Genomic DNA, 21,171 nt, shown 5'->3' on the forward strand with positions numbered 1-21,171 from the left:
ACCCGGTTTCTTTGGTCGGAGCGCGTCTAGGACTGTAGATATTTAGGACTATTCTGCAACCATTTTAACATACTGTTTTAACACAGGTGGAATCGTGAAAACGGTTTCAGCTTCACAGCTCAATTTTGCAATTATTCCCCGTCTGGCTAAAGATTGAATTGCTTTAAATAATTCGCCTTGTGAGCCTTGACATTTTGCCATCAATTGGGTAAGCAAAACAGGTTCACTTTCATTGCTGATTAGGGCGATCGCCTGTTTTTCTATTTCCGACAACCGCTGATAGTGCTGCTGCAATATCGGTGTCAATTCATCGCTTAAAAATACTGGTTGATAGCTTAAATATTGAGAAACTCTGCGGTTAAATAAGTTGTTAATAGTTTGAGCGACTAATTTTAACCAGAGGGGATTGCCTTGATAAAGCTCAATCAATTCTGGCCAGTGTTCTTCATCTAATAAACCTTTTTCTTTCAGAATTTCGGTAGCGGCTTCACCTAAACCAGTTAACTGTAATAAACGTACTGCTGAATTATCGTCGGTGAAGCTGAGGATGTCTGAGGGAGGTTCCCAACTATTGAGAATTAAGCAACTGTTGTGGGGAATTTCGCCGATGAGTTTAAATAGGGCTCCGTAGTTTTCATATCCGGGTTTATAACTTCCTGCAAGTTGCCCGCTGCTGAGAACTTGCTGCACGTCATCAAGGATGATGAGACAGCGATTTTCGCGCAAGGTTTCTATGAGGATTGACAATTGAGTGTCGGTGTTGGCGGGTATGCTAATTTCTGGTTGATTTGAGAGAAATTGAATGAGGGTTTTGAGGGTTGTTTCGAGGGGTGGGGAGGTGCGGAGACTGCGCCAGATGATGCGATCGAACTGAGTTTGAATTTGGGGGATGAGGTTACGGGCGATCGAGCTTTTGCCGGTGCCTGCCATGCCTGTGATGGTGAGGAGGCGGCAGTTTTGGCGGGCGATCGAGTTTTCGAGGGCGGTGAGGGGAGAGTTGGCGTAGTTGTAGAAGGTTTTGAGCTCCGGTGCATCTCTTAAATCGAGTCGCGGTTTTTGTTGGGTGTTGTCTTGATTCGAGGTTTGTGTAGGAGGTGAGTTTTGTTTGTGGTGTAAGGTGTCTGGACAGACGTTAATGTTGCCTTTGTTTTGTACAAAATTAAAATCCCCAAAATTTGAAACTTTAGAGATTCGATACCTCTCCATTGTGGATCGGAAATTTGATTTATGGACCTTTTCTCCCAATATATCAGAGAGAAGTTTCCATAATTCCCTGGCCACCTGTTTAATACGATCCTCACTACGGTTGCAAGCTTTAGCTATTTCTGGGTATTTATGACCTTGCCACACTTGCTCTAATATACATCTTTGCAGCGAATCAAGATGTTTTCCCCTCTTAGCCAATACCCGGTCGTCTGTCCATTGTAATACATCTTGAATGTCCATAGGGCTGCCTGGGAGTATGGTTGAATTTAGGATTTCCCCACTTTATAACACTTTTTCCAACTTAAACAACTAAATCACACTAAAATCTCACTGTAAACTTTTGTGAATTTCACTAAATCCCACGTTTTACCTCTAGCAACAACCTCAAGAATACTTAATAATGGTTAATAGCATCATCCTGCTGAACAGGGCATCGGACTTTCCCCAAATAAAAACTTCAGATTTGTTAAAAAATTAGGGATTAAAATAATGAGTTCTTACTTATTTAAAGCTACCCATATTACAAGAAGAGCTAAGTTATTCGTAGCTACTCTCTCAACAATCAGCTTGCTTGGCGGTTGTAGCTTGCTCGATTTTTCAGGAGTTGAGGTTAAGGTAACTGATATCCCTGTGGGCCAGTCTGAACTCAAGTCTGGGAAAATTATGACGCTTACGGAATCAAAATTAATTAAAGAACAAGGACAAAGGATTAAGCTAACTAAGAAAACGGAAGGTCAAACAGAAAACTCTACCAACTCTACCGCTATTGTGGTTGCAAAATTTGGTAATGAACTCAGATTAATAGATTTTTTTGTACCTGAATTTAATGAAAAACCTCAATTAAGCTTTGTATCAACTGCCCGTAGCCTAGTTTTTATGAATCCCTTATTTTTAGGCTTGCCTTTGAAAAAGCAGATTTCAATTTTTCAAGCAATCGAAAAAAACAAGCAGTTTAAAGATTTAGTCAATTTAGTTTCTAAATCTACGTCACTATTTGATGAAAATATATTCAAATTAGCTTCTGAGATTGCTCTTGATGTAGCTATAGATCAGCAAGTATTTTTACCTGAGACTTCCCAAAAATCCTCAAACCAACTTCAAGAACAATTAAAAGGCAATCAAGAATTAGTTAAGAATCAGACCTTGGGTGGTCAAATATTCCCATCTGGGGAGTGGGTTATTTCCTCTGCTAACGCTCAAGCTACCTCAAACAATCTTGAATATGAAATTACTAGCAAATTTACCGATGAAGGAAAAATTTCTAGTACAAATTGGCCTTTGTGGCACGGACTTGAATTGCAAGCAAGCTCTGAGGGTATAAAAGTTAAAGGAACTTCTCCACTCGCACAGCAAATTTTGATTATTCCTGCGGGTAAACTACAGTATCCTGTAACGCACAATGACTATGGTGGGCCTAAAAATAAGGAGCAAAATGTTGTTGGAGAATTGTTAATTTTACCAGCAGAAATTGGCGTTTGGGATGGAAGTATCATAAAAACTATTTCAGGAGGCAATCAGATTGAACAAGCTTTAATATCTAAAGATGGTCGATGGAAACATGGTCGTTATGATGTTATTTTGTCGGGAGGTAGTTTTTCCAATAGAAGAAGTGAATCTCAAAAAGTAGGCGCATTTGATATTAATCTTTCCTTGTTGGCAATGGATATTTTTGCTGTGGCTGCTGGTTCCACTGGTAAAAAACCAATTGATGTAGCTCTTCAACTTAGTTCGGTTTCATTAGATTGCCAAAATGAATTAGCCTTGAATGCTAAGAACACTCTTTCTGCTTTTACTACTTTGATGTCTTGCCTATCTAAACCAGATAATTCAACTAAAATAGCGCAAGCAGTTGGTACAGAAGATAAAGAAATAATTACCGAGGTTTTAAGCAAATTATTTCAATTTCAAGGTAAGGCTTGGGAACAATTTACCAAAAAAGTAGGTAAAGGAGGAGCCAGGGTTATTAATGTATTTGATAAAGGTGCTGCTATCAGTCGAATTGGAATATTCGGAAAATATTTAGATCATGAAAACTTGACTAAAAGATTTTATAGTGGTCAGTTTAATGTTATCGATCCTGCGAATGCAATTCAAGATAAAATAGCATTATCTATTGATACAAATAGTGTGTTCTCTGGCAGATGGGTAGGATACCGATCGGGCGATCAACTGGATAAAGCTTTTACTCTTCGCTTCACTAATTTTGATAAAACATCTGGAGAAATTATTGGTGAAATAACAGATCCTGATAGAAAAATGTATTTTCAAGGGAAAGTATTGGGAACACAACTGAATTTTACAATTACCAAATCAGATACTGGCATTGTGTGGGGAGATATGTTTCCAGATTACCTTAAGGGTACATTTTTCAGTCTTAGCCAAACGGCTAATCCAGGAGTGATGAAAGGAAGATTTAAACGTGATAATTCACTAAAATCCATAGAAGGAGATGTATATTTACTGTTACCTTATTCTAGTACAAAAATAAAGTCAACTGAAAAATGGGGAGCAATCGCGTCTGCTTCTAGTCAAGAATTAGGATGGTCTTGGGACTCTCTTACTCGTGAAGAAAGCGAGATAAGAGCCTTAGAGAATTGTCAAAAGCGTTTTCGCTCTTGTAGGAGTCTAGTGTCTTTCAATAATTGTGCAGCTTATGCAGGTGGTGAGCTGTTTGCAAGTGCTAATTCAGCCGGATATTGGGGTACTAGCGATTCTCTTGAGGCCGCAAAAAACGCAGCTTTACAAGGATGTCAAACACAGGGAATTTGCAAAATTATAACAGCTTTCTGCTCAGATGGTCGAGGTACTAATTAGAATAAATTTCAAAAAATAGCTCTCCAATTTCCCCAAACCTGCCCTCAAAAATCATAGAGTGTCACGATCACCCTGGGGAGTTTCTTCATATTTTTAGTCAATTAAATCTCCTGCTTCTAATTCTTGCCATTCTCTATCTTCCTGGTAATGCTGCAACATTACCTCAGCTTGTTTTGCTAGAATGTTTCGCCTCTCTTCTAACGGCAATTGCATAAATTATGTGCGAGTGGGATAGTCGGGTAGTGTTGGTATTTCTAAATCTATATCGGTCTGCAACTTGGGAATTTGACGATCGCAAATCAATGCTTCTATTCGATCGCCCTCAGCTTCCTCCGCTGCAATGTCAGCATCAATTTCCTCTCGATTAGCATGGTAATAAGTCAAAGCTGCATAGACTTGGGTGAGAGTTAAATGCCCGATGCGATCGGCAATTTCTTCTGCACTCAAACTTTGCTTGTACAAAATAGCAATGCGCCGGACTGTAACACCCGTTCCGGCAATAATTGGACAGCCACCATGTATGTCAGGCTGACGGCTAATTAGAGTTCCTATATCGGTGATAGTTGACAAGATTTTTTCCTCCCTATTCCGATCGCTCTTTTATCTAGGATAACACTGTCACAGCAAGTGCGATCGCTCTTCCTTAAGTCAAGTGCGATCGCCCTTATCCCATCCCCATTAACTCTCTTTCGTATGCGATCGCCAAAAAGTGAGCTCGCCCTTATTCCCAAAAGTGCGATCGCCCTTTCCATGCTCATGCTCTTGATTCGGCGGCAGGAATAACTTCAATCAGTCCCGTATGAAAAGCTGTATCGTAGGTAATAACTGGTAAATTTTCGAGTTCAGCTTGTGCCATAATCATCCGGTCAAACGGATCGCGGTGGGCAATAGGCAGGCTGCCAGCGCGAAGGGCATGGACTGAAGTTATAGCTAGTTCGATAAATTGCGATCGGTGGAGGATTTGCGAATATTCCCCGACAATCTGTTTGGCTTCGGGAAGTTTACCGATGCGATATTTGGTGACTATTTCCCAGGCTGAAACAGTGCTGACAATGATATTAAAATCCGGGTTGCGAATGATGTCGCGGCATTTGGCATTGAGCTTGGGGTCGTCAAAGAGCCACCACAACAGGATATGGGTGTCAATGAGATAGCTTATTCCCATTGTTCGAGTTCCTCGAATGGTAGGGGCTCAAAAAAAGTATCACCCAGTTTTCCTGTCAGTAAACCAGGCGTGCGAGGCTGTGGCTGTTCTCGTCCTAATCCGAGGCGAAAGTAGTGAATCAAGTCATAGATTTCTGCAAGTTTGTCTTCGGGAATGTCTTGTAGTTCTTGAACAATCTTCTCAATTAGCATAAATCAAACACTCCGATAGTTGCTGGTTAATCGATCGAGCTACTGCGATCGCCCTTAATAAGTAACTACTGATACTCTACTACAGCCGGACGAATTTTTTTGATTTCGGCTCCCAGTGTTGGGTTAAAATTAGCCAACCAAATATCACCCCGTTTAGGAGAAGGAGAGTTAGCAGTCAATTAAATCTCCTGCTTTTAATTCTTGCCATTCTCTATCTTCCTGATAATGTGGCAACATTGCCTCAGCTTGTTTTGCCAGAATATTTCGCCTCTCTTCAAGCGGCAATTGCATAAATTCTCGGCGGCTGGGATAGTCGGCTAGTGTTGGTATTTCCAAACCTATATCAATATCTAATGGCTGTGCTTTACCTTCCAAAATTTATTGTTTGGCGCGTTTTGCAGCCACAATCAGCGATTGTTCTGTATTCTGAAAAGATACATTCCACTGTTCTTCATCCCTCAAGTCTTCAAGATATTCTCGCAAATGTTCAACGACTCTATCTTGCAGAGTTTCCGGCAAAGATTCCATGATTTTGACCAAAGTGGCGCTCCTCTTCGAGGGCTTCGCTAACGCCCTTGATGACATCAGCCAATCCTCCTAGTAAATCAAGTTTTTATTTAGCATATTTGATGAGCTTATTCTCAATTGTAAGGGCGATCGCCCGCCCGGCCCCACCAATACCCCCAGACTTGCTACCCTAAAGATAGTTAGATTTAACTCACGCCCAGAGCAGCATTCTCAAGAACAGGCTCTCCGGCCTGTTCCACAAAGAGTCAATTTTCTTCTTGTGGGGTGGGCTTATAGCCCGCCCTAAAGGGATGATTGCAACTGGTGCAATATCTCAGATTTAATCAAAATCAACCCAAGCAATTATGAGCGGTACTGTTACATCCCCCAACAACCTCAACCAGCAGCGGCCACTCGCCACGCCATCCGCTGACACTTCGAGTTCCCTGCTGGGCGACTTCATCCAAGAAACACTAGCCTTAACCAAACGCCTGTTTATTCAATTGCAGCGCCGCCCCTCGACGCTAGTTGCAGGAATTATTCAGCCGCTGATGTGGTTGGTTTTATTCGGAGCTCTGTTTAAAAATGCACCCGCCGGCTTGTTCGGCGAAAGCCAGAATTACGGACAATTTCTCGGCGCTGGCGTGATTGTTTTTACTGCATTTGCAGGGGCGCTGAATGCCGGTTTGCCGATTATGTTCGATCGCGAATTCGGATTTCTCAACCGCCTGTTAGTCGCGCCCCTAGCTTCCAGATTCTCGATCGTCCTAGCTTCGGCGATTTTCATCGTCACCCTCAGCTTTATCCAAACAGGCGCAATCGTTACGGCGGGCGCGTTTTTGGGTTCGGGATTCCCCGGACTTGCCGGACTCGGGGCGATCGCCCTAATAGTCCTGCTGTTAGTTTTGGGAGTCACCGGCATCAGTCTCGGTTTAGCCTTCGCCCTCCCCGGCCACGTAGAATTAATCGCAGTTATTTTTGTTACCAACTTGCCCCTATTATTTGCCAGCACCGCCCTCGCGCCGCTGTCATTTATGCCAGAGTGGCTGCAAGTTGTAGTGACTCTCAATCCTCTGAGTTACGCGATCGAACCCATCCGCTATTTGTACCTGCACAGCGATTGGTCGCTAGCTAGCGTCGTCATGCACGCTCCTTGGGGTAATGTTACCTTTGGAGGAGCGCTGTTAGTCTTGCTAGCCTTTGATGTCGTAGCGCTGCTGAGCATTCAACCCCTGCTGCGCCGCCGGTTTGCTTAGGGCGATCGATTTTTGTGGGGTGGGCACGCGAGCCCGCCCTCGACTAGCTTTTGAGTGGTACAATATTTAGCCACAAGTCAGCATATTGTTGAGATACAATTGTTTTTTTCAAGGTTAAACTAATAAATTATGAAAGCCAAAACTTCTAAATCAGGCAAATTGATCGTTCGGATTGCCGCCAGCGCGATCGCCACCTGTGCTATTTTATCGCCTCAAGCAACCTTCGCTCAAGCCAGCAATTTAAATAATAATAACGCCCAACCCCTGCAAGACTTTCAAACTCAAGACAACAGCGACCCATTTTCCGGCCGCAGCAGCGGCAGCGGAATATTTGATTTAATTCACAGATCCCGATTGGGAGGCGGCCGCAGCATGGAAGAATTCAATACCGAACAGCGCCAAAATTTGAACGATGCCGCCGCAGAATTTCGCAACAAACAGCGCCAACTACTCGAAAAACAAGCAATACCTGCACAAGGGGCGATCGCACCTACAGAAATTACCGCCCCCGCCCCTTAAATTGATTTCTTAGATAATTCGGCGGTATCAACCGCCGAGTTTTAATCTTAATTTCTTAGTCCGCGGAGGCGGACTTCGTTAGTGTAGCAGCGGTTTCAACCGCCAAGTTTTAATCTTAATTTCTTAGTCCGCGGAGGCGGACTTCGTTTATGTAGCAGCGGTTTCAACCGCCGAAATTAATCTTAATTTCTTAGTCCCCCTCTGCTCGGACTTCGTTAGTGTAGCAGCGGTTTCAACCGCCGAAATTAGTCGTTCTAGCAGCGGTTTCAACCGCCCAAATTAATCTTAATTAACAAATCCCCCAAACACCGCCATACCGTAATACTTCCAAGGAACCGCCACAGTCTCAAATCCCGCATTTGCCAGCATTTCCAACTGTGCCGCAAGTGTAGCTAGGCGATCGGGATTAGAATACCCGTAAGAAACACTCGTCCCCACCTTTGCCCGAATTTCTGCTAAAGTTTCCCCCTGACTCAGCGCCCAATCTTCCCGCGCCGCTCCATAAATATCCTTCATTGCTGCCGATTCTGCCACCACAGGATCGGCATTCCAAAAACAGCCGCCAGCATTTAAACTTTCCCGAATTCGTTGAAACAATTTCAGCTTCATCTCATCCTCAAGATGGTGAATTGCCAGAGACGAAATGCCAGCATTAAACTTATCGCCCAAACCTGAAAAACTTGGATTGTTCGCCCATTCTCCAAAATCCAATTCTATGCCAGTCCACCGGGCTGAATATCCTGCTGCCTCTATTTTGGCGCGGGCAAAATCCAGCATTCGCGGCGAATAATCCACAGCAACAATTTCCGCAGACTCGTAGCGTTGCAGAACTTTTAAACTCAGTTCGCCCGTACCGCAGCCGAGTTCTAAAATCCGCTGGTTTGTGTTAGCAATGCAGGCTACTAATACATCCAGCATTTCGTCATATTTCGGTAAAAGCCGCCGAATGCCAGTATCAAAATCCGCAGTATTGACGAAAACTTCTCCCGGAAAAATTTCGTTGTTCGCAGTTGAGACAGTAGAGTCAGAATTCACGATCGCCAACCATAGACTACAATTGCTATCCTAACCGAGATAGAACAAAAAATGCGCGAAGCAGCGAGCACCTGTAATTCACTCAACAGAAAACCACTATCAAGTTATGCGTATTCTTACGGATAAGCGAAACACTCGTGGTAAACAATAACTAACCATCCTTTGCACTATCCTGTCTGGCTTTACCCTGACGCCAGCAAAACACTCTGAACAAGCAGTGTTATGTTAGTAGTGCATAAAATCAAATCAAGCTTAAACCTCACAGTTGAGGATACCATGCGCCAGTTGATTTCTCGCATTCCGGCTGCCATCAGCCAATTAATTTACAAGCGAATTCTCCTTGCGGTGACAATTTTATTTTGTGTAGGTGTCGGAGTAGCGATGGCAAATATGTCTCGTCTTTCCTCCACCCTCATCGAATCGCAAGCCCTCCAAAATGCCACCCTCTACGCCCAAGCTATTAAAGAAGCCCGCACCCTTTACAGTTCCGATGTTGTCAATCCTCTAAACACCGCTAAAGCGATTAACTTTACCCACGACTACAACCCGACAAAAACAACAGTTCCCGTACCCGCTACTTTCTTAATAGAACTAGGCAACCACATCGCCAACAAAAATCCCGAAGTCTCAGTTCGTCTCTACAGCAACTACCCGTTTCCCTGGCGGCGAAAAGAAGGTGGTGCCCGAGACGATTTTGAACGTCAAGCTATTACCTACTTGACCAAAAATCCGACAGATAAATTTTCTCGAATAGAGGATTTTCGCGGCAGGCCAGCATTTCGATATGCCGAGGCAGACATTCTAACTTCTAGCTGTGTCAACTGTCACAATACTCACATTTACAGTCCTAAAACTGATTGGAAAGTAGGAGATGTCCGGGGGATATTAGAAATTACTCAACCCTTGGAAACCATCACTAAAAAAACTCACAGCGGACTTAAAGACCTGTTTTTACTGTTAGCAGGGATTTCAACTTTAGGCATCGCCGGATTAACTTTGTCTATCAGCAGGTTGCGCCAAAATGCTAAACAATTAGAAAATCGCGTCAGGGAACGCACGGCACAATTGCAAGAAACTAATGTAGAATTGTTGAAAGAACAGGAAAAGTGCGATCGCCTGCTGCTCAATATTTTACCCGAATCCATTGCAGCTAAGTTAAAAGACGGTCAAAGCAGTATCGCTGACGGCTTCGCAGAAGTCACGATTTTGTTTGCAGATATCGTAGGCTTTACCGTACTTTCAGCACAAATATCTCCCGAAGAATTGCTCGTTTTTCTCAACGAGATTTTTTCGGCCTTCGATGGTTTAACGGAAAAGTACGGCTTGGAAAAAATCAAAACAATTGGAGATGCTTACATGGTAGTCGGAGGTTTGCCAAATCCCAGCACCAACCACGCCGAAAAGATTGCGGAAATGGCCTTAGATATGCAAGAGGAACTAGCAAAATTTAATGCCAAACATCAGGCAGGAATTAACATTCGCATCGGCATCAATACCGGGCCTGCCATTGCGGGGGTTATTGGCACCAAAAAATTCATTTACGACCTCTGGGGCGATGCCGTCAATACAGCAGCCCGCATGGAATCCCACGGGATTGCCGGCGCGATTCAAGTCACGCAATCAACTTACAATATTTTGCAAAACAAGTATCTGTTTGAAAACAGAGGAGTTATCCACATCAAAGGCAAAGGCGATATGAATACTTATCTGCTGGCAGGCAGGTTAGTCAGCGCAGTTTCAGTTTAATTTGTTTATTATATTATTCAGGGGCCTGCTAGTCGTAAGCGAATACGCGATTGATAATAAGACGCTTGCGGTTGAAACCGCTTCTATACAAGCAAAACCCATGCCAAGCGGGCGATTAAAATTACGTTATCTGTTTCATTCAGTCCGCGTCGGCGGACGAAAGTTTGTCTAAACCTGGTTTCAACCGCCGTCTTATCTCTCAGATTTTTTAGGAAAAACTGGGTTTGTTTTTCTATATCCTAAATTAGCCATTTGCAGCATAGTAAATTTTATGTCAGCGCGCATTTTATCATTTTTGGGCTTTTTCAAATCTCGTTTGTCTCGGCAAATAGCTTTGTGGGTATTTGCTAGCATTCTTGTCATAGAGGGAATTATTTTAGTCCCCTCTTATTTTCGGCGCGAAAATGAACTTTTAACTCAACTGGAACAGCTATCTCGGACAACTGTTGATTCCCTCGAATTTTTGCTAGCACAAGATGTTTCCGATCGCACTTTGTTTCAAGAAGAAGTAAAAAATATTACTAAGGATTCTCAAGTAGTCTTAGGACTATCTATTTATCAAGCTAACGGTGAATTAATATATACACTTGGCGAACAGCCTCAAATCAGTTTAAATGAACGGAAAATTGCTCGTATAGTTCACAAGCACAATTTCGATAGCAATCGCTACGATGTGGCTTGGACTGAGCGACATTTGGGAGGCGATTACATCTTAATTGTTCGCCACGATGCTTCCACCGTTCAACCGGAACTTTACGCATTTATCGGGCGAATTGCCATTCTGGTCATCATTATATCAGCCTTTGTAACTTCTGTGACTATGTTTTTTTTAGGGGTGACAGTAATCGCACCAATCTTGAGATTGCGCGATGACTTGCTCGCTGCCGGAGACGCTTTGAGCAAAGATCGAGAAAAACCCGATTTCTACTCTCTGTCTGTCAAGCGCGATGACGAATTGGGAGAATTGATGGTCGCATTCAATCAAATGTTTCACCGAGTATACAAGGAAATCGCACAGCGGAAACAAGCTGAGGAAATATTGCGCGCCGAACAAGAAAAGTCGGAACGTTTACTGCTAAATATTTTACCCGTAATGATTGCCGATCGCCTAAAACAAGGCCAGATAAATATTGCGGACGGATTTGCCGAGGTGACGGTACTGTTTGCCGATATTGTGGGCTTTACCGAAATATCCTCCCGCACGTCTCCTGAAGAATTAGTCAAATTGCTTAACAAAATATTTTCATCTTTCGATAGCTTGAGCGAGCAATACGGCTTAGAAAAAATTAAGACGATCGGCGACAATTATATGGTAGCAGGCGGTTTGCCGCTGCCCTGTACAAATCATGCAGAATCTATTGCCGAAATGGCCCTAGAAATGCAGCAAGAAATTATGAAATTCCGCGACGAATGCGGTAAACCTCTTAATATCCGCATTGGCATCAATACTGGGCCTGTTGTGGCAGGTGTCATCGGTACTAAAAAGTTTATTTACGATTTGTGGGGAGATGCTGTGAATACGGCAAGCCGCATGGAGTCTCAGGGACTTCCTGGTAAAATTCAAGTTAGCAGCTCAACTTATAAGTTGCTGTGCGATAAGTATTTGTTGGAAAAGCGCGGTAAAATTAATGTTAAAGGTAAAGGGGCAATGACGACTTATTTGCTTAAGGGCAGAAAATTGTAACTGTCGCCTGCAGGCGGTATGGCTGGAAAGTTGCAGCCCAGATATTTCCAACAAACTAATTTTTTTTAACGAACCGCGAAGACGCAAAGGACGCTAAGGAAGAGAAGAAGAGGGAAGAAGGAATAAAAAGTTTATAAGTGAGTGAAAGTTGCTATATTACAAGGGGAGTTGATGTTAGTTAGATGGGTAAATATGACGGCTAATCAGGAGCATATTTCTTCGAGTTCACCGATTTGGCAGCCCTTCACGCAAATGAAAACTGCTCCTGCGCCGCTGAAGGTAATTCGCGGTAAAGGAGCGCTGCTGGAATTAGAAGACGGGCGGCAAATTCTCGACTGTATTTCTAGTTGGTGGGTGACGATTCACGGGCACAGTCATCCGGTTCTTGCTGAGGCTCTTTACGCACAAGCTCAAAAGTTGGAACACGTAATTTTTGCGGGATTTACTCACGAACCAGCCCAGAAACTTGCTGATAAATTGATAAGTCACACGCCTGATTCTTTGACGCGAATCTTTTTTTCGGATAACGGTTCGACTGCTGTTGAAGTTGCTCTGAAAATGGCTTTTCAATATTGGCTAAATGTCGGAGAAACTAACCGCACTAGCTTTATTAGTTTTGAGGGAGGTTATCACGGCGATACTGTGGGCGCGATGTCTGCTGGCAGAAGTTCGCTGTGGTGGGAGCCTTTTGCGCCTTTAATGTTTCCTGGGGATGTTGTGCCTTTTCCGGCGACTTTTGACGGGGATGCGGAGGTGGAAAGCAAGGAGGCGGAGAGTTTGGAGAAGTTGGAGTTTTTGTTGCAGCAGGGCGGCTGTGCGGGAATTTTTATTGAGCCTTTGGTGCAAGGTGCTGGGGGAATGCGAATGTGCCGCCCTGAGTTTTTGCGGGCGATCGCACAAATGGCCCGCCAGTTTAATGTATTGTTGATTTACGATGAAGTGATGACTGGTTTTGGCCGCACGGGCGAACTGTTTGCCTCGGTTAAATCGGGAACTGCACCGGATATCATGTGTTTGTCTAAGGGATTGTCTGGCGGCTGTTTGCCACTTTCTGTCACAATGGCTTCGGAGGATATTTATCAAGCTTTCTGGCGAGATGAATCGGACAAAGCTTTTTATCACGGTCATTCTTACACCGGAAATCCTTTAGCTTGTGCGGTGGGTGTAGCATCCTTGGAGCTTTTGGAGCAAAACCCAAATGTGTATCAAGGGATGGAAAAACTGCACCGCAAATACCTGAATCAATGGCTGATAAATCATCCTAAACTCGAACGGATTCGGACTTGCGGCACCATTGCAGCAATGGATGTCAAAACCGAAAGCAGTTCCGGTTATTTTAATGACATCGCTCCTATGTTGAAAGCCAGATTTCTCGAAGCGGGTTTTTTGCTCCGCCCCTTGGGAAATACGCTTTACTTGATGCCTCCCTACTGCATTTCTCCCGATGAATTAGAATCGATTTATCGGGAGATTCGTCAGGTTTTGGATACTTTGTAAACTCTTTAATTTTAGTGATGAATTTACCCAATTGGAACGATTTGGCTGACGACGCGCTGGCGGGCAAATGTATCTCTCGCGAGCAATCTTTAGCCGTATTGCGCGCGCCGGATGAGGTTTTGCTGGAACAACTAAACGCAGCTTATCGGGTGCGCCGCCATTACTGGGGAAACCGCGTCAGATTGCACTATTTGCTAAACGCTCAAAGTGGCCTTTGTCCTGAAGATTGCCATTATTGTTCTCAGTCCAAAATCTCGACTGCAGAAATAGAAAAATATCCGCTTTTAGCTAAGGAAAAAATTCTGGAGGCGGCCGGGCGCGCGGCAGATTTAAAAGCTGGTACGTTTTGTTTGGTAATTTCTGGCCGCCAACCCAACGCATCTACTTTCGATCGCGTTTTGGATGCTGTCGAGACTGTGAAGGCAAATTACAACCTAAAAATCTGCGCTTGTTTGGGGTTGTTGAGCGAGGAACAAACTCACCGTTTGGCTAAAGCTGGAGTCGATCGCGTAAATCACAATCTCAATACTTCCGAATCATATCACACGGACATCTGCACAACTCACACTTTTGGCGATCGGGTCGAAACCGTCGAACACGTAAAAGCAGCGGGAATCACCACTTGTTCCGGCGGCATTTTGGGGATGGGCGAATCGGATGATGATGCGATAGACTTAGCGCTTTCCCTGCGAAAATTGGGCGTTACTAGCGTACCCGTCAACTTTTTCATTCCGATTCCCGGTACGCCCTTTGCAGGTTTAAACACATTAAATCCCCGCCAATGTTTGCGAATTCTCTGTATGTTCCGATTTTTGCTTCCCAGCCAAGAAATTCGGATTGCTGGGGGACGCGAAGTGCATTTGCGTTCCTTGCAACCCCTGGGACTCTACGCAGCTAATTCTATTTTTGTGGGCGATTATCTGACTACTCCCGGACAAGCTGCACATCAAGATTGGGATATGATTCGAGATGCAGGATTTGCGATCGAATCTCCCGAAGGTTCTCTCTTAGAAGTTGATTCAGCAGTTACCAAATCCGCACAAAAAACCCTGGTTGTTTAACTATTATAGCAGTTTTCAATCGGATGAAATAGAGTAGGAAATGGTAGATTAAATAGAATAGGACACGGCAGTGCCGTGTCTCTACGGTTGAGATTCTTCAATCTCGAATCTAAAATCCTACAAGAGGGGGAAATTGTGGACAAACGCGAAGAAATTACGATCGCAGAATACCAAGCAACCGCCGAATCTTTCCTGCAAGGAACATGGCATCACGACGTATCCCAAAATCGATCCGCACTCACCGCTGCCATGCCCCGCAATCCCGGTAAAATCCTCGATATAGGATGCGGCCCAGGACGAGATTTAGTCGCGTTTAAAAGCCAAGGACACACAGTTGTAGGCTTAGATGCAACTCCGGCTTTTGTAGAAATAGCAAAAAAGTTATCCGGCTGCGAAGTTTGGCAGCAATCCTTTCTAAATCTCGACTTACCAAAGGCCGAATTTGACGGTATTTTTGCCAATGCTTCCCTGATTCACGTTCCCAGCGACAAAATGGTAAAAGTGCTCGAAAATTTGCACAAAGCCTTAGTTGCGGGCGGTGCAATTGTCATGTCAATGTGCCGGGGAAATTGGGAAGGCTACGACGAGCGACCGACCGGAAAACGCTACACTGCAGGATGGGAATACGAAACTTTAGCACCTTGTTTAGAACAAGCAGGATTTGCAATTGTCAGCCACTACTACCGCCCCCCCGGCTTACCGCGCGAAGCTCAATCTTGGGTAGTAATCGTTGGTAAGAAGGAAGAAGGAAGAAGGAAGAAGGAAGAAGGAAGAATGATTTAGTGATTTAATGAACAAATCAGAAATGATCGACTGCTTGTGTTTCAAAAATAGATAAATCTCCATTCATACCAAACAATTTTGAAATTATTTGCTTTGAATCTAAAGTTGATTTATCAATTGACAATTTTTACGATGGAACTAATGAAAAACAGCAAAATCATTTTGGTGATTGCTGTATAATAAAAAATGTTGTGAATTTAAGGTAATAAATAATGACAGAGAAATTCCATGTTTTTTTAGCAGGTGCTAGCCGAGGTGTTGGCTTAGAAATCGCAAAATGTCTCATAGCACAAAAGATGCAAGTAACTGCACTTTTGCGATCGCCCAACCACCGCACCGAATTAGAAACAATGGGCATCAAAGTCGTGACTGGCGACGCTTTGGACGCAGCGGCTGTGGAAGCTGCAATGGCTGGAGGCGAACCAATTCATGCTGCAATCAGCACCGTTGGCGGCTTGCCCAAGGATGGGGAAAGAGCCGATTATTTGGGCAACAAAAACTTGATTGATGCGGCTGTCAAAGCAGGCGTGCAAAAGTTTATTTTAGTTTCATCCATCGGCAGCGGTAACACTGCCGCTGCTTTGCCGCCGCAAGCTTTAGAAACTTTGCGCCCGGTGTTAATTGAAAAGGAAAAAGCGGAAAATCATTTGATAGCAAGCGGGATGATTTATACTGTGATTCGTCCGGGCGGATTGAAATCGGAACCGGCGACGGGGAACGGTGTTTTAACGGAAGATTGTCGGGTGGCGGGAACGATTCACCGGGCGGATGTAGCGGATTTAGTTTGTCGGTGTTTAGTTTCTGATGCTGCTAACAATAAGGTTTTGTCGGCGGTAGACAAGCAAATGGTTTACGGCAATTTAGAATATGAGGTATTAGGTTTGAAATAAAAAGGCTATTAGTTGGTAATGCGGACTTTAGTCCGCAAATTGGAGCGGATTAAAGTCCGCACGCGCGATCGAACTGTTTTTGCGATCGCACGACCGGATATGATATTGTCTACGATCGCCCGAAGGGTTTAATCAACGATCGCCCGTTAGCGAAGCCCTCGAAGAGGATCGCCCAATCCAACACCAAACGCGCGATCGCAAACAATACCACGCTCTCCACCGCACCAACCGCAAACGGCAATAACTCCTGGAAACCAGGTATTTCCCCCGCCTCAAAAGAAAGTCCCGCATCCAACTGTCCAAAAGCCCGCACCAGCCCAAAAGCCAACACCACACCAGATTTAAGGTGCGGGTTAGTATCGCACCGGATAGCGTAGCGGTAGGTAACGCCGAATAAGAAACCGCCCAAAAGCACCATCACTCCTCTGAAGGCAAAATTTAGGTCAACGGCCATTACCTGCAAGCTCGCCAGAGAATCCCACCAACGGGCTAGGATTAAGCTGTTAACCAGGGCGATCGCCCCAAAACCACAAAAACAAGACAAAGCAGCAACAGTCCCTGCTTTCAAAGATTCTACCCGTTCAGCGAAACTAAAATTTGACGAGTCCTTCACAGCGCCCTCATTTCAAAAATGGCTCAAATTGACTTATCATAAGGGTTGAAGTCACTTTGTACAGTTAGTTCAATAAATAGCTATGGATATTTTGTCACTCGGTTGGGTTTCGGTGCTAGTTCTGTTCTCCTTCTCAATTTCAATGGTAATTTGGGGCCGCAACGGTTTCTAGATTCCAGATGCAGACGGCGGTTGGAACCGCGTCTGCACCTAGAAATGCTAGCCTTTTCCGCCCTAGGCATTAACCGCAAATCTATCTCAAGACGGATACAGACTCAACTTTAAAATTCTATGTTGGTAATTGTAGAGTTTATATAAAAAATCATGAACATTGAAAACAGAGTGGAAGCTACAGCTAAGAATATTGAAGGCAAAATCCAAGAAGCTGTGAGCGAAGTTACAGGGGATCAAAAAGATAAATTAGAGGGTCAAGCCAAGCAGGACCAAGCCTCAGCAATGCACCTGAAAGAAGACCTCAAAGATAAAGCAAAAGAGATTGTAGATAGAGCTTAGTCACAGTATTTGCTAAATTTTTCCTGCCTACTCAATCCAGCAAACATATTGTTTGCTGGCTTTTTTTGTTGGCGCAAACTTGTAGGATGGGTGATACCATTTTTCTTTCATATGTGCTATGGATGAAGTCTTACTCCCCCCCTTAATAAGGGGGGGTTGGGGGGGTAATGTTTAGCGCTACTTTATGAAATTGGTATGATATCAAATCCTCTCTTCATCGGAATAGTAAATTCACTGTTGACTGTTGACTGTTGGCTGTTGACTGTTGACAGTGGCGTTGCTTAATCAGGGTATGAAAAAAATAAGTTGAAAATTCAGAAGTTTTGTGGATTCTGGTTTCTATGACTTGCATATTTAGCCTTTCATACCGTAAATCAGCAACGCCTTCCTGACTTATTGCCGTTATTGCATCGGACATGATATCACTCCACGGAGGTGGACTTGCTTTGTATGCGATCGGTTTCAACCGCCGAGTCCCTCAAAATCGCTGCCAATAAAAAAGCTAGGGATTGATATCCCTAGCTCGAAACATAGCACAATTAGTTTTTAGAGTTGGCGCGGGCGATGGCTTTTTCCAAACCCACCTTACCCGCTGCCACCTAAATTAAATCAGCACAATATCAGTCACCGTCAAGCCTGGTTTGCCGTTGAGGTTTGCCAGTGTAACGGCTGGCAGCGCTCCTGAACCGTCAGGGTCGTACAGCAAGCGACCTGTGTTGTCGTTTACGTTCAGTCGATTTTCATAGATCAGGAGTGGTGATTGCCCATTTAGCCCGCCCTGACCGTTGTATTCCCCTTCGTCAATCACTAAGAACTGTTGGGAACCAGGTCGGCTCGGCCCATCCACTGTACCCAAGCCGAAGGCATTGCTATCCAAGACTATTTTGTCTACGCCTGCAGTAAAATCACCGATCTGGTCTGCGTTAGTACCGCTGAAGCCCTCGGTGCCGTTCTGGTAGTAGAAGCTGTCACTGCCGAAGCCGCCAATCAGCGTGTCTGCACCGGGCCCGCCGCCGAGAGAGTCGTTGCCGTCTCCTCCGATCAAATAGTCGTCTCCAAAGCCGCCCAACAGCGTGTCGTTTCCACCACCAGCATTTAAGGTATCGTTCCCGTCAATTCCTGCGGTAACAAGATTGGTGGGGCCGCCGAACAGGATGTCGTCGCCGGAACCGGTAGTAATCGAATCATTGCCGTTGCCGCCGGTGATGAAGTTGCTGCCTAAGTTATCGGTAATCACGTTTGTGGTTGTGATACCGGTAAAGTTGACACCGACAGCGTAGGAGATGGTGTCGTTACCGCCAAACGAGCCAATTAATTTATCGCCCGTGGTGCCAAAAGTGATGCTGTCATTTCCTTCACCGCCGTTCATGAAGTTGGTGACACCGGAGGTGCTGTTGCCAATTAAGAAATCATTGCCCAGGCCGCCGTCGAGACTAATCCGCCCAGTATTACTGGCAGAAGAGGCATCGATCGTATCGTCGCCATCTCCACCGAAGGCTTGAGCAAAGAAGCCACTCAAGGTGTCATTGCCACCGCCACCGATCATTGTGTCAGTCGAAAAAGCTGCAACGATGGTATCGTTGCCCTCGCCGCCGTCGAGCAAGTTCCGACCCGCAAAGCCGGGAAATGAACTCTGCGCGCCTACGCTCGAAAGCACAGTGACCGTCGCAGACGTAATGAAGTCGTCGCCTGCTCCTCCCAAGGCGGTATCCTGCGTGGCAAAAACCCTGATCGTGTCGTTGCCGTCGCCGCCGTCATAGAGGTTTCTGCCGGTGCCAAAGTCGCCGATCGCGCCGTAGAGGGAATCGTTGCCCCCACCGCCGATCAAGGTGGTTTTCTCAATGCCGATCGTGATGACGTTGGAAGCAAACGGGCTTGTTTGGGTAGTGTTGGTAATAACTAAAGTATCGTTGTCAAGATCGCCCGACAAGTAGCTGCTGCTGGCGACACCTGTCAGGGTGTCGTTACCTTTACCGCCGAAGAGACTGTCTCTCTGATTGATACCTACAACCAAGTCGTCGCCTAAGTCGCCCCGCAAGTAGTTGCTGCCTTCATTGCCAGCGAAGCCAATAGCCAAGCCACCGGGTAAAGAAAGGTTGTTGCCACCCCCTGCGATGAAGAAGCCGATCGCGTCATTGCCCTTGCCGCCGTAGAGCGAGTCTCTTCTCTGCGCTCCTCCCAAGATCGTATCCGCGTCCTCATTACCAAATATGAGGTTAGCTTCGACAGTACCTTGCAGGAAGTCTTCTCCCGCACCGCCGTACACGGTAGCGCGGGCTTCAGCAACTATGGTGTCTGAGCCTCCGTCGCCAAACAGCAAGGCGGGAGTGCGCTGGGATCTGATGGAATCTTCGTCTTCGCCGCCGTATATGGTGTCGTTCGGGCCGACGGAAACCAAGGTATCGTTATCGCCTTGACCAAATATTAAACTGCCGCCCAGGGTGGAAGTTCTTACGAAATCCGCTCCGGCTCCGGCGAATATTGTATCGGGGCCCAGTCCGGGAAGGTTTAAATCTAATTGATTAGGATCGTCACTTAAAGTTGTCATACAGCTTCACTCCTCATACTTGTTGGTCATCGCTTTCGCGACTACAGACACTGCCTAGAACACCGAATGTTTGGATGCCGCTGTAGTTTAACCTGTTTGCCAGCCGCAAGTCTAGCCTACTGGCGTTAACCGTGTCTAGACTTTCTCCCTCCCCGACTTTTTGCTTGTAAGCTTTTATTTTCAATGTCTTCACCCTTTAATAATCCTTGTGGGCTGTCTCTGATGCTCACGCTCAAGAAGACGCACCTCATTTTATTAATGTTCCATTCTGGATTTGCGGTCGGGGATCGCCTCCGGGGGAGGAAATTCAAGATTAAGATCGGTCGATCGCTGCGATCGCCAGACAATGAAAAGTCAGGGATTGGTTACTTAGTAACAAGGCTTTGTGGCAATTTCCGGTTTTTCAGGCAGGGCCGTTTTTAAATCAATACGGTTTCATTAAGATCGCTCCTTAGCTTGTTCCCTAGCTTCCGTTCAAAATGGGGTGACAAGAGTTTTCTCTTGCGTCCCCTTTTTTTTGGGGAGTAGGGGTCGAGTAGGGAGTTCTTTGGAAACAAACCCTGTTAACTCAAGCGTATTGGCTTTTAAATAACTGGCTCGGATTGAACTCCGCGCCACTTTGGGGTTTAAAAGTCTACACCCCGTTTGAATTCTACGCCCCGATCGCCGTAGTGTTTGTGACAGTATACCTCGGAGTGTACGCTTGCCAAGTCATGGTCAGCGTGGGGTTTGTGACAGCGCCCGGTGATAATGATTTCAGTATCGCGGGGCTTCTGCAGCAGGGCTTGGACGATCGGCTCTACCGGCAGCAGTTCTAAGTCTACTGTGGGATTGAGTTCGTCGAGAACGATAGTTTTATACTAGCCGCTGGCGATCGCCATTGTAGCAATTTCCCAGCCGCGTTCTGCTTCTATGCAATCTAGCTCTTGCTGTTCCCGCCAAACTATAGCATCTGCGCCGCACCGCTGGCGATCTACTAACTGCGGCTAACTTGGCCGTACCGCTGGCGATCGCCGCCTCTTCTGTTATTTGAGTCTTGTTCGGGGTGGGTACTTGGGATCGCGCGCCTTGAATGTTGAATGTTGCCATTGTGCAGGCGGATCTCAAAAGATTATAGGATAAGTGCTACCACCTGATGTTCAA

24 protein-coding genes are annotated in these 21,171 nt (G+C 45.2%); 11 read left to right on the forward strand and 13 right to left on the reverse strand.

Annotation, left to right across the window (positions count from 1 at the left end; all coding sequences use genetic code 11):
• Positions 1–48 precede the first annotated feature (48 nt).
• Entirely contained in the window at positions 49–1,206 is a 1,158-nt protein-coding gene (locus AACV78_RS02555; RefSeq protein WP_228042054.1) for an NB-ARC domain-containing protein, read from the reverse strand.
• A 489-nt stretch (positions 1,207–1,695) separates the two neighbouring features.
• Here AACV78_RS02555 and AACV78_RS02560 point away from each other — a divergent pair, with 489 nt between their 5' ends.
• A complete protein-coding gene (locus AACV78_RS02560) occupies positions 1,696–4,020 on the forward strand; it encodes a DUF4189 domain-containing protein (protein WP_194008032.1) in 2,325 nt (774 codons plus the stop codon).
• Between the two features lie 216 nt (positions 4,021–4,236).
• Here AACV78_RS02560 and AACV78_RS02565 read toward each other — a convergent pair whose 3' ends face one another.
• The 6 genes from AACV78_RS02565 to AACV78_RS02585 all read right to left on the reverse strand — a co-directional run bounded on the left by AACV78_RS02565 (position 4,237) and on the right by AACV78_RS02585 (position 5,961).
• Positions 4,237–4,590, reverse strand: coding sequence for a DUF433 domain-containing protein (locus AACV78_RS02565; RefSeq protein WP_194008031.1), 354 nt, complete (start codon positions 4,588–4,590; stop codon positions 4,237–4,239).
• A gap of 184 nt (positions 4,591–4,774) precedes the next feature.
• Positions 4,775–5,185, reverse strand: coding sequence for a type II toxin-antitoxin system VapC family toxin (locus tag AACV78_RS02570; RefSeq protein ID WP_194008030.1), 411 nt, complete (start codon positions 5,183–5,185; stop codon positions 4,775–4,777).
• Positions 5,176–5,376: a hypothetical protein gene (locus tag AACV78_RS02575; RefSeq protein ID WP_194008029.1), complete on the reverse strand. Its 201-nt coding sequence runs from the start codon at positions 5,374–5,376 to the stop codon at positions 5,176–5,178. The genes AACV78_RS02570 and AACV78_RS02575 overlap by 10 nt, the downstream gene beginning before the upstream one ends.
• A 65-nt stretch (positions 5,377–5,441) precedes the next feature.
• Positions 5,442–5,555, reverse strand: coding sequence for a type II toxin-antitoxin system PemK/MazF family toxin (locus AACV78_RS28630; protein ID WP_194008028.1), 114 nt, complete (start codon positions 5,553–5,555; stop codon positions 5,442–5,444).
• Positions 5,545–5,751: a hypothetical protein gene (locus AACV78_RS02580; protein WP_228042055.1), complete on the reverse strand. Its 207-nt coding sequence runs from the start codon at positions 5,749–5,751 to the stop codon at positions 5,545–5,547. The genes AACV78_RS28630 and AACV78_RS02580 overlap by 11 nt, the downstream gene beginning before the upstream one ends.
• Before the next feature lie 3 nt (positions 5,752–5,754).
• On the reverse strand, positions 5,755–5,961 hold the full coding sequence (locus tag AACV78_RS02585; protein WP_194008027.1) for a hypothetical protein: 207 nt from the start codon (positions 5,959–5,961) through the stop codon (positions 5,755–5,757).
• Between the two features lie 287 nt (positions 5,962–6,248).
• Between AACV78_RS02585 and AACV78_RS02590 the strand changes: the two genes are divergently transcribed.
• Both AACV78_RS02590 and AACV78_RS02595 read left to right on the forward strand, forming a co-directional pair.
• Entirely contained in the window at positions 6,249–7,139 is an 891-nt protein-coding gene (locus AACV78_RS02590; protein WP_194008026.1) for an ABC transporter permease, read from the forward strand.
• Positions 7,140–7,268: 129 nt separating this feature from the next.
• Positions 7,269–7,658 carry a hypothetical protein gene (locus tag AACV78_RS02595; protein ID WP_194008025.1) on the forward strand — a complete coding sequence of 130 codons (390 nt, stop codon included), beginning with the start codon at positions 7,269–7,271 and terminating at the stop codon, positions 7,656–7,658.
• 285 nt (positions 7,659–7,943) lie between these two features.
• Here the strand turns inward: AACV78_RS02595 and AACV78_RS02600 are convergent, their stop codons facing one another.
• The gene (locus AACV78_RS02600; RefSeq protein WP_194008024.1) at positions 7,944–8,693 is read right to left on the reverse strand and encodes a methyltransferase domain-containing protein; all 750 of its coding nucleotides are present in this window, start codon (positions 8,691–8,693) and stop codon (positions 7,944–7,946) included.
• A 276-nt stretch (positions 8,694–8,969) separates the two neighbouring features.
• Between AACV78_RS02600 and AACV78_RS02605 the strand changes: the two genes are divergently transcribed.
• The 6 genes from AACV78_RS02605 (at position 8,970) to AACV78_RS02630 (ending at position 16,354) form a co-directional block, all read left to right on the forward strand.
• Positions 8,970–10,439, forward strand: coding sequence for an adenylate/guanylate cyclase domain-containing protein (locus tag AACV78_RS02605; protein WP_194008090.1), 1,470 nt, complete (start codon positions 8,970–8,972; stop codon positions 10,437–10,439).
• A gap of 271 nt (positions 10,440–10,710) precedes the next feature.
• Positions 10,711–12,123: an adenylate/guanylate cyclase domain-containing protein gene (locus AACV78_RS02610; protein WP_194008023.1), complete on the forward strand. Its 1,413-nt coding sequence runs from the start codon at positions 10,711–10,713 to the stop codon at positions 12,121–12,123.
• 192 nt (positions 12,124–12,315) lie between these two features.
• Entirely contained in the window at positions 12,316–13,620 is a 1,305-nt protein-coding gene (gene bioA / locus AACV78_RS02615) for an adenosylmethionine--8-amino-7-oxononanoate transaminase (RefSeq protein WP_194008022.1), read from the forward strand.
• A 17-nt stretch (positions 13,621–13,637) separates the two neighbouring features.
• Entirely contained in the window at positions 13,638–14,681 is a 1,044-nt protein-coding gene (bioB, locus tag AACV78_RS02620) for a biotin synthase BioB (protein ID WP_194008021.1), read from the forward strand.
• A 135-nt stretch (positions 14,682–14,816) separates the two neighbouring features.
• On the forward strand, positions 14,817–15,464 hold the full coding sequence (locus AACV78_RS02625) for a methyltransferase domain-containing protein (protein ID WP_194008020.1): 648 nt from the start codon (positions 14,817–14,819) through the stop codon (positions 15,462–15,464).
• Between the two features lie 212 nt (positions 15,465–15,676).
• A complete protein-coding gene (locus AACV78_RS02630; protein ID WP_194008019.1) occupies positions 15,677–16,354 on the forward strand; it encodes an SDR family oxidoreductase in 678 nt (225 codons plus the stop codon).
• Between the two features lie 109 nt (positions 16,355–16,463).
• On the opposite strand, the gene AACV78_RS02635 is transcribed toward AACV78_RS02630, so the two are convergent.
• A complete protein-coding gene (locus AACV78_RS02635; RefSeq protein WP_194008018.1) occupies positions 16,464–16,967 on the reverse strand; it encodes a hypothetical protein in 504 nt (167 codons plus the stop codon).
• Between the two features lie 82 nt (positions 16,968–17,049).
• On the opposite strand from AACV78_RS02635, the gene petN reads away from it, so the two are divergent.
• Positions 17,050–17,139 (forward strand): cytochrome b6-f complex subunit PetN, encoded by a 90-nt coding sequence (gene petN / locus AACV78_RS02640; protein ID WP_071883976.1) that lies wholly within the window; start codon positions 17,050–17,052, stop codon positions 17,137–17,139.
• A gap of 152 nt (positions 17,140–17,291) precedes the next feature.
• Positions 17,292–17,480: a CsbD family protein gene (locus AACV78_RS02645; RefSeq protein ID WP_194008017.1), complete on the forward strand. Its 189-nt coding sequence runs from the start codon at positions 17,292–17,294 to the stop codon at positions 17,478–17,480.
• A gap of 214 nt (positions 17,481–17,694) precedes the next feature.
• Here the strand turns inward: AACV78_RS02645 and AACV78_RS02650 are convergent, their stop codons facing one another.
• The 4 genes from AACV78_RS02650 to AACV78_RS02665 all read right to left on the reverse strand — a co-directional run bounded on the left by AACV78_RS02650 (position 17,695) and on the right by AACV78_RS02665 (position 21,117).
• Positions 17,695–17,898, reverse strand: coding sequence for a hypothetical protein (locus AACV78_RS02650; protein ID WP_194008016.1), 204 nt, complete (start codon positions 17,896–17,898; stop codon positions 17,695–17,697).
• Between the two features lie 186 nt (positions 17,899–18,084).
• The gene (locus AACV78_RS02655) at positions 18,085–20,028 is read right to left on the reverse strand and encodes a calcium-binding protein (RefSeq protein ID WP_194008015.1); all 1,944 of its coding nucleotides are present in this window, start codon (positions 20,026–20,028) and stop codon (positions 18,085–18,087) included.
• Positions 20,029–20,654: 626 nt separating this feature from the next.
• The gene (locus AACV78_RS02660) at positions 20,655–20,879 is read right to left on the reverse strand and encodes a cob(I)yrinic acid a,c-diamide adenosyltransferase (RefSeq protein ID WP_339383443.1); all 225 of its coding nucleotides are present in this window, start codon (positions 20,877–20,879) and stop codon (positions 20,655–20,657) included.
• 4 nt (positions 20,880–20,883) lie between these two features.
• Positions 20,884–21,117 carry a hypothetical protein gene (locus AACV78_RS02665; RefSeq protein WP_339383440.1) on the reverse strand — a complete coding sequence of 78 codons (234 nt, stop codon included), beginning with the start codon at positions 21,115–21,117 and terminating at the stop codon, positions 20,884–20,886.
• Positions 21,118–21,171 lie beyond the last annotated feature (54 nt).

This window comes from Tychonema sp. LEGE 07196, assembly GCF_963890365.1.
Lineage (GTDB): Bacteria > Cyanobacteriota > Cyanobacteriia > Cyanobacteriales > Microcoleaceae > Microcoleus.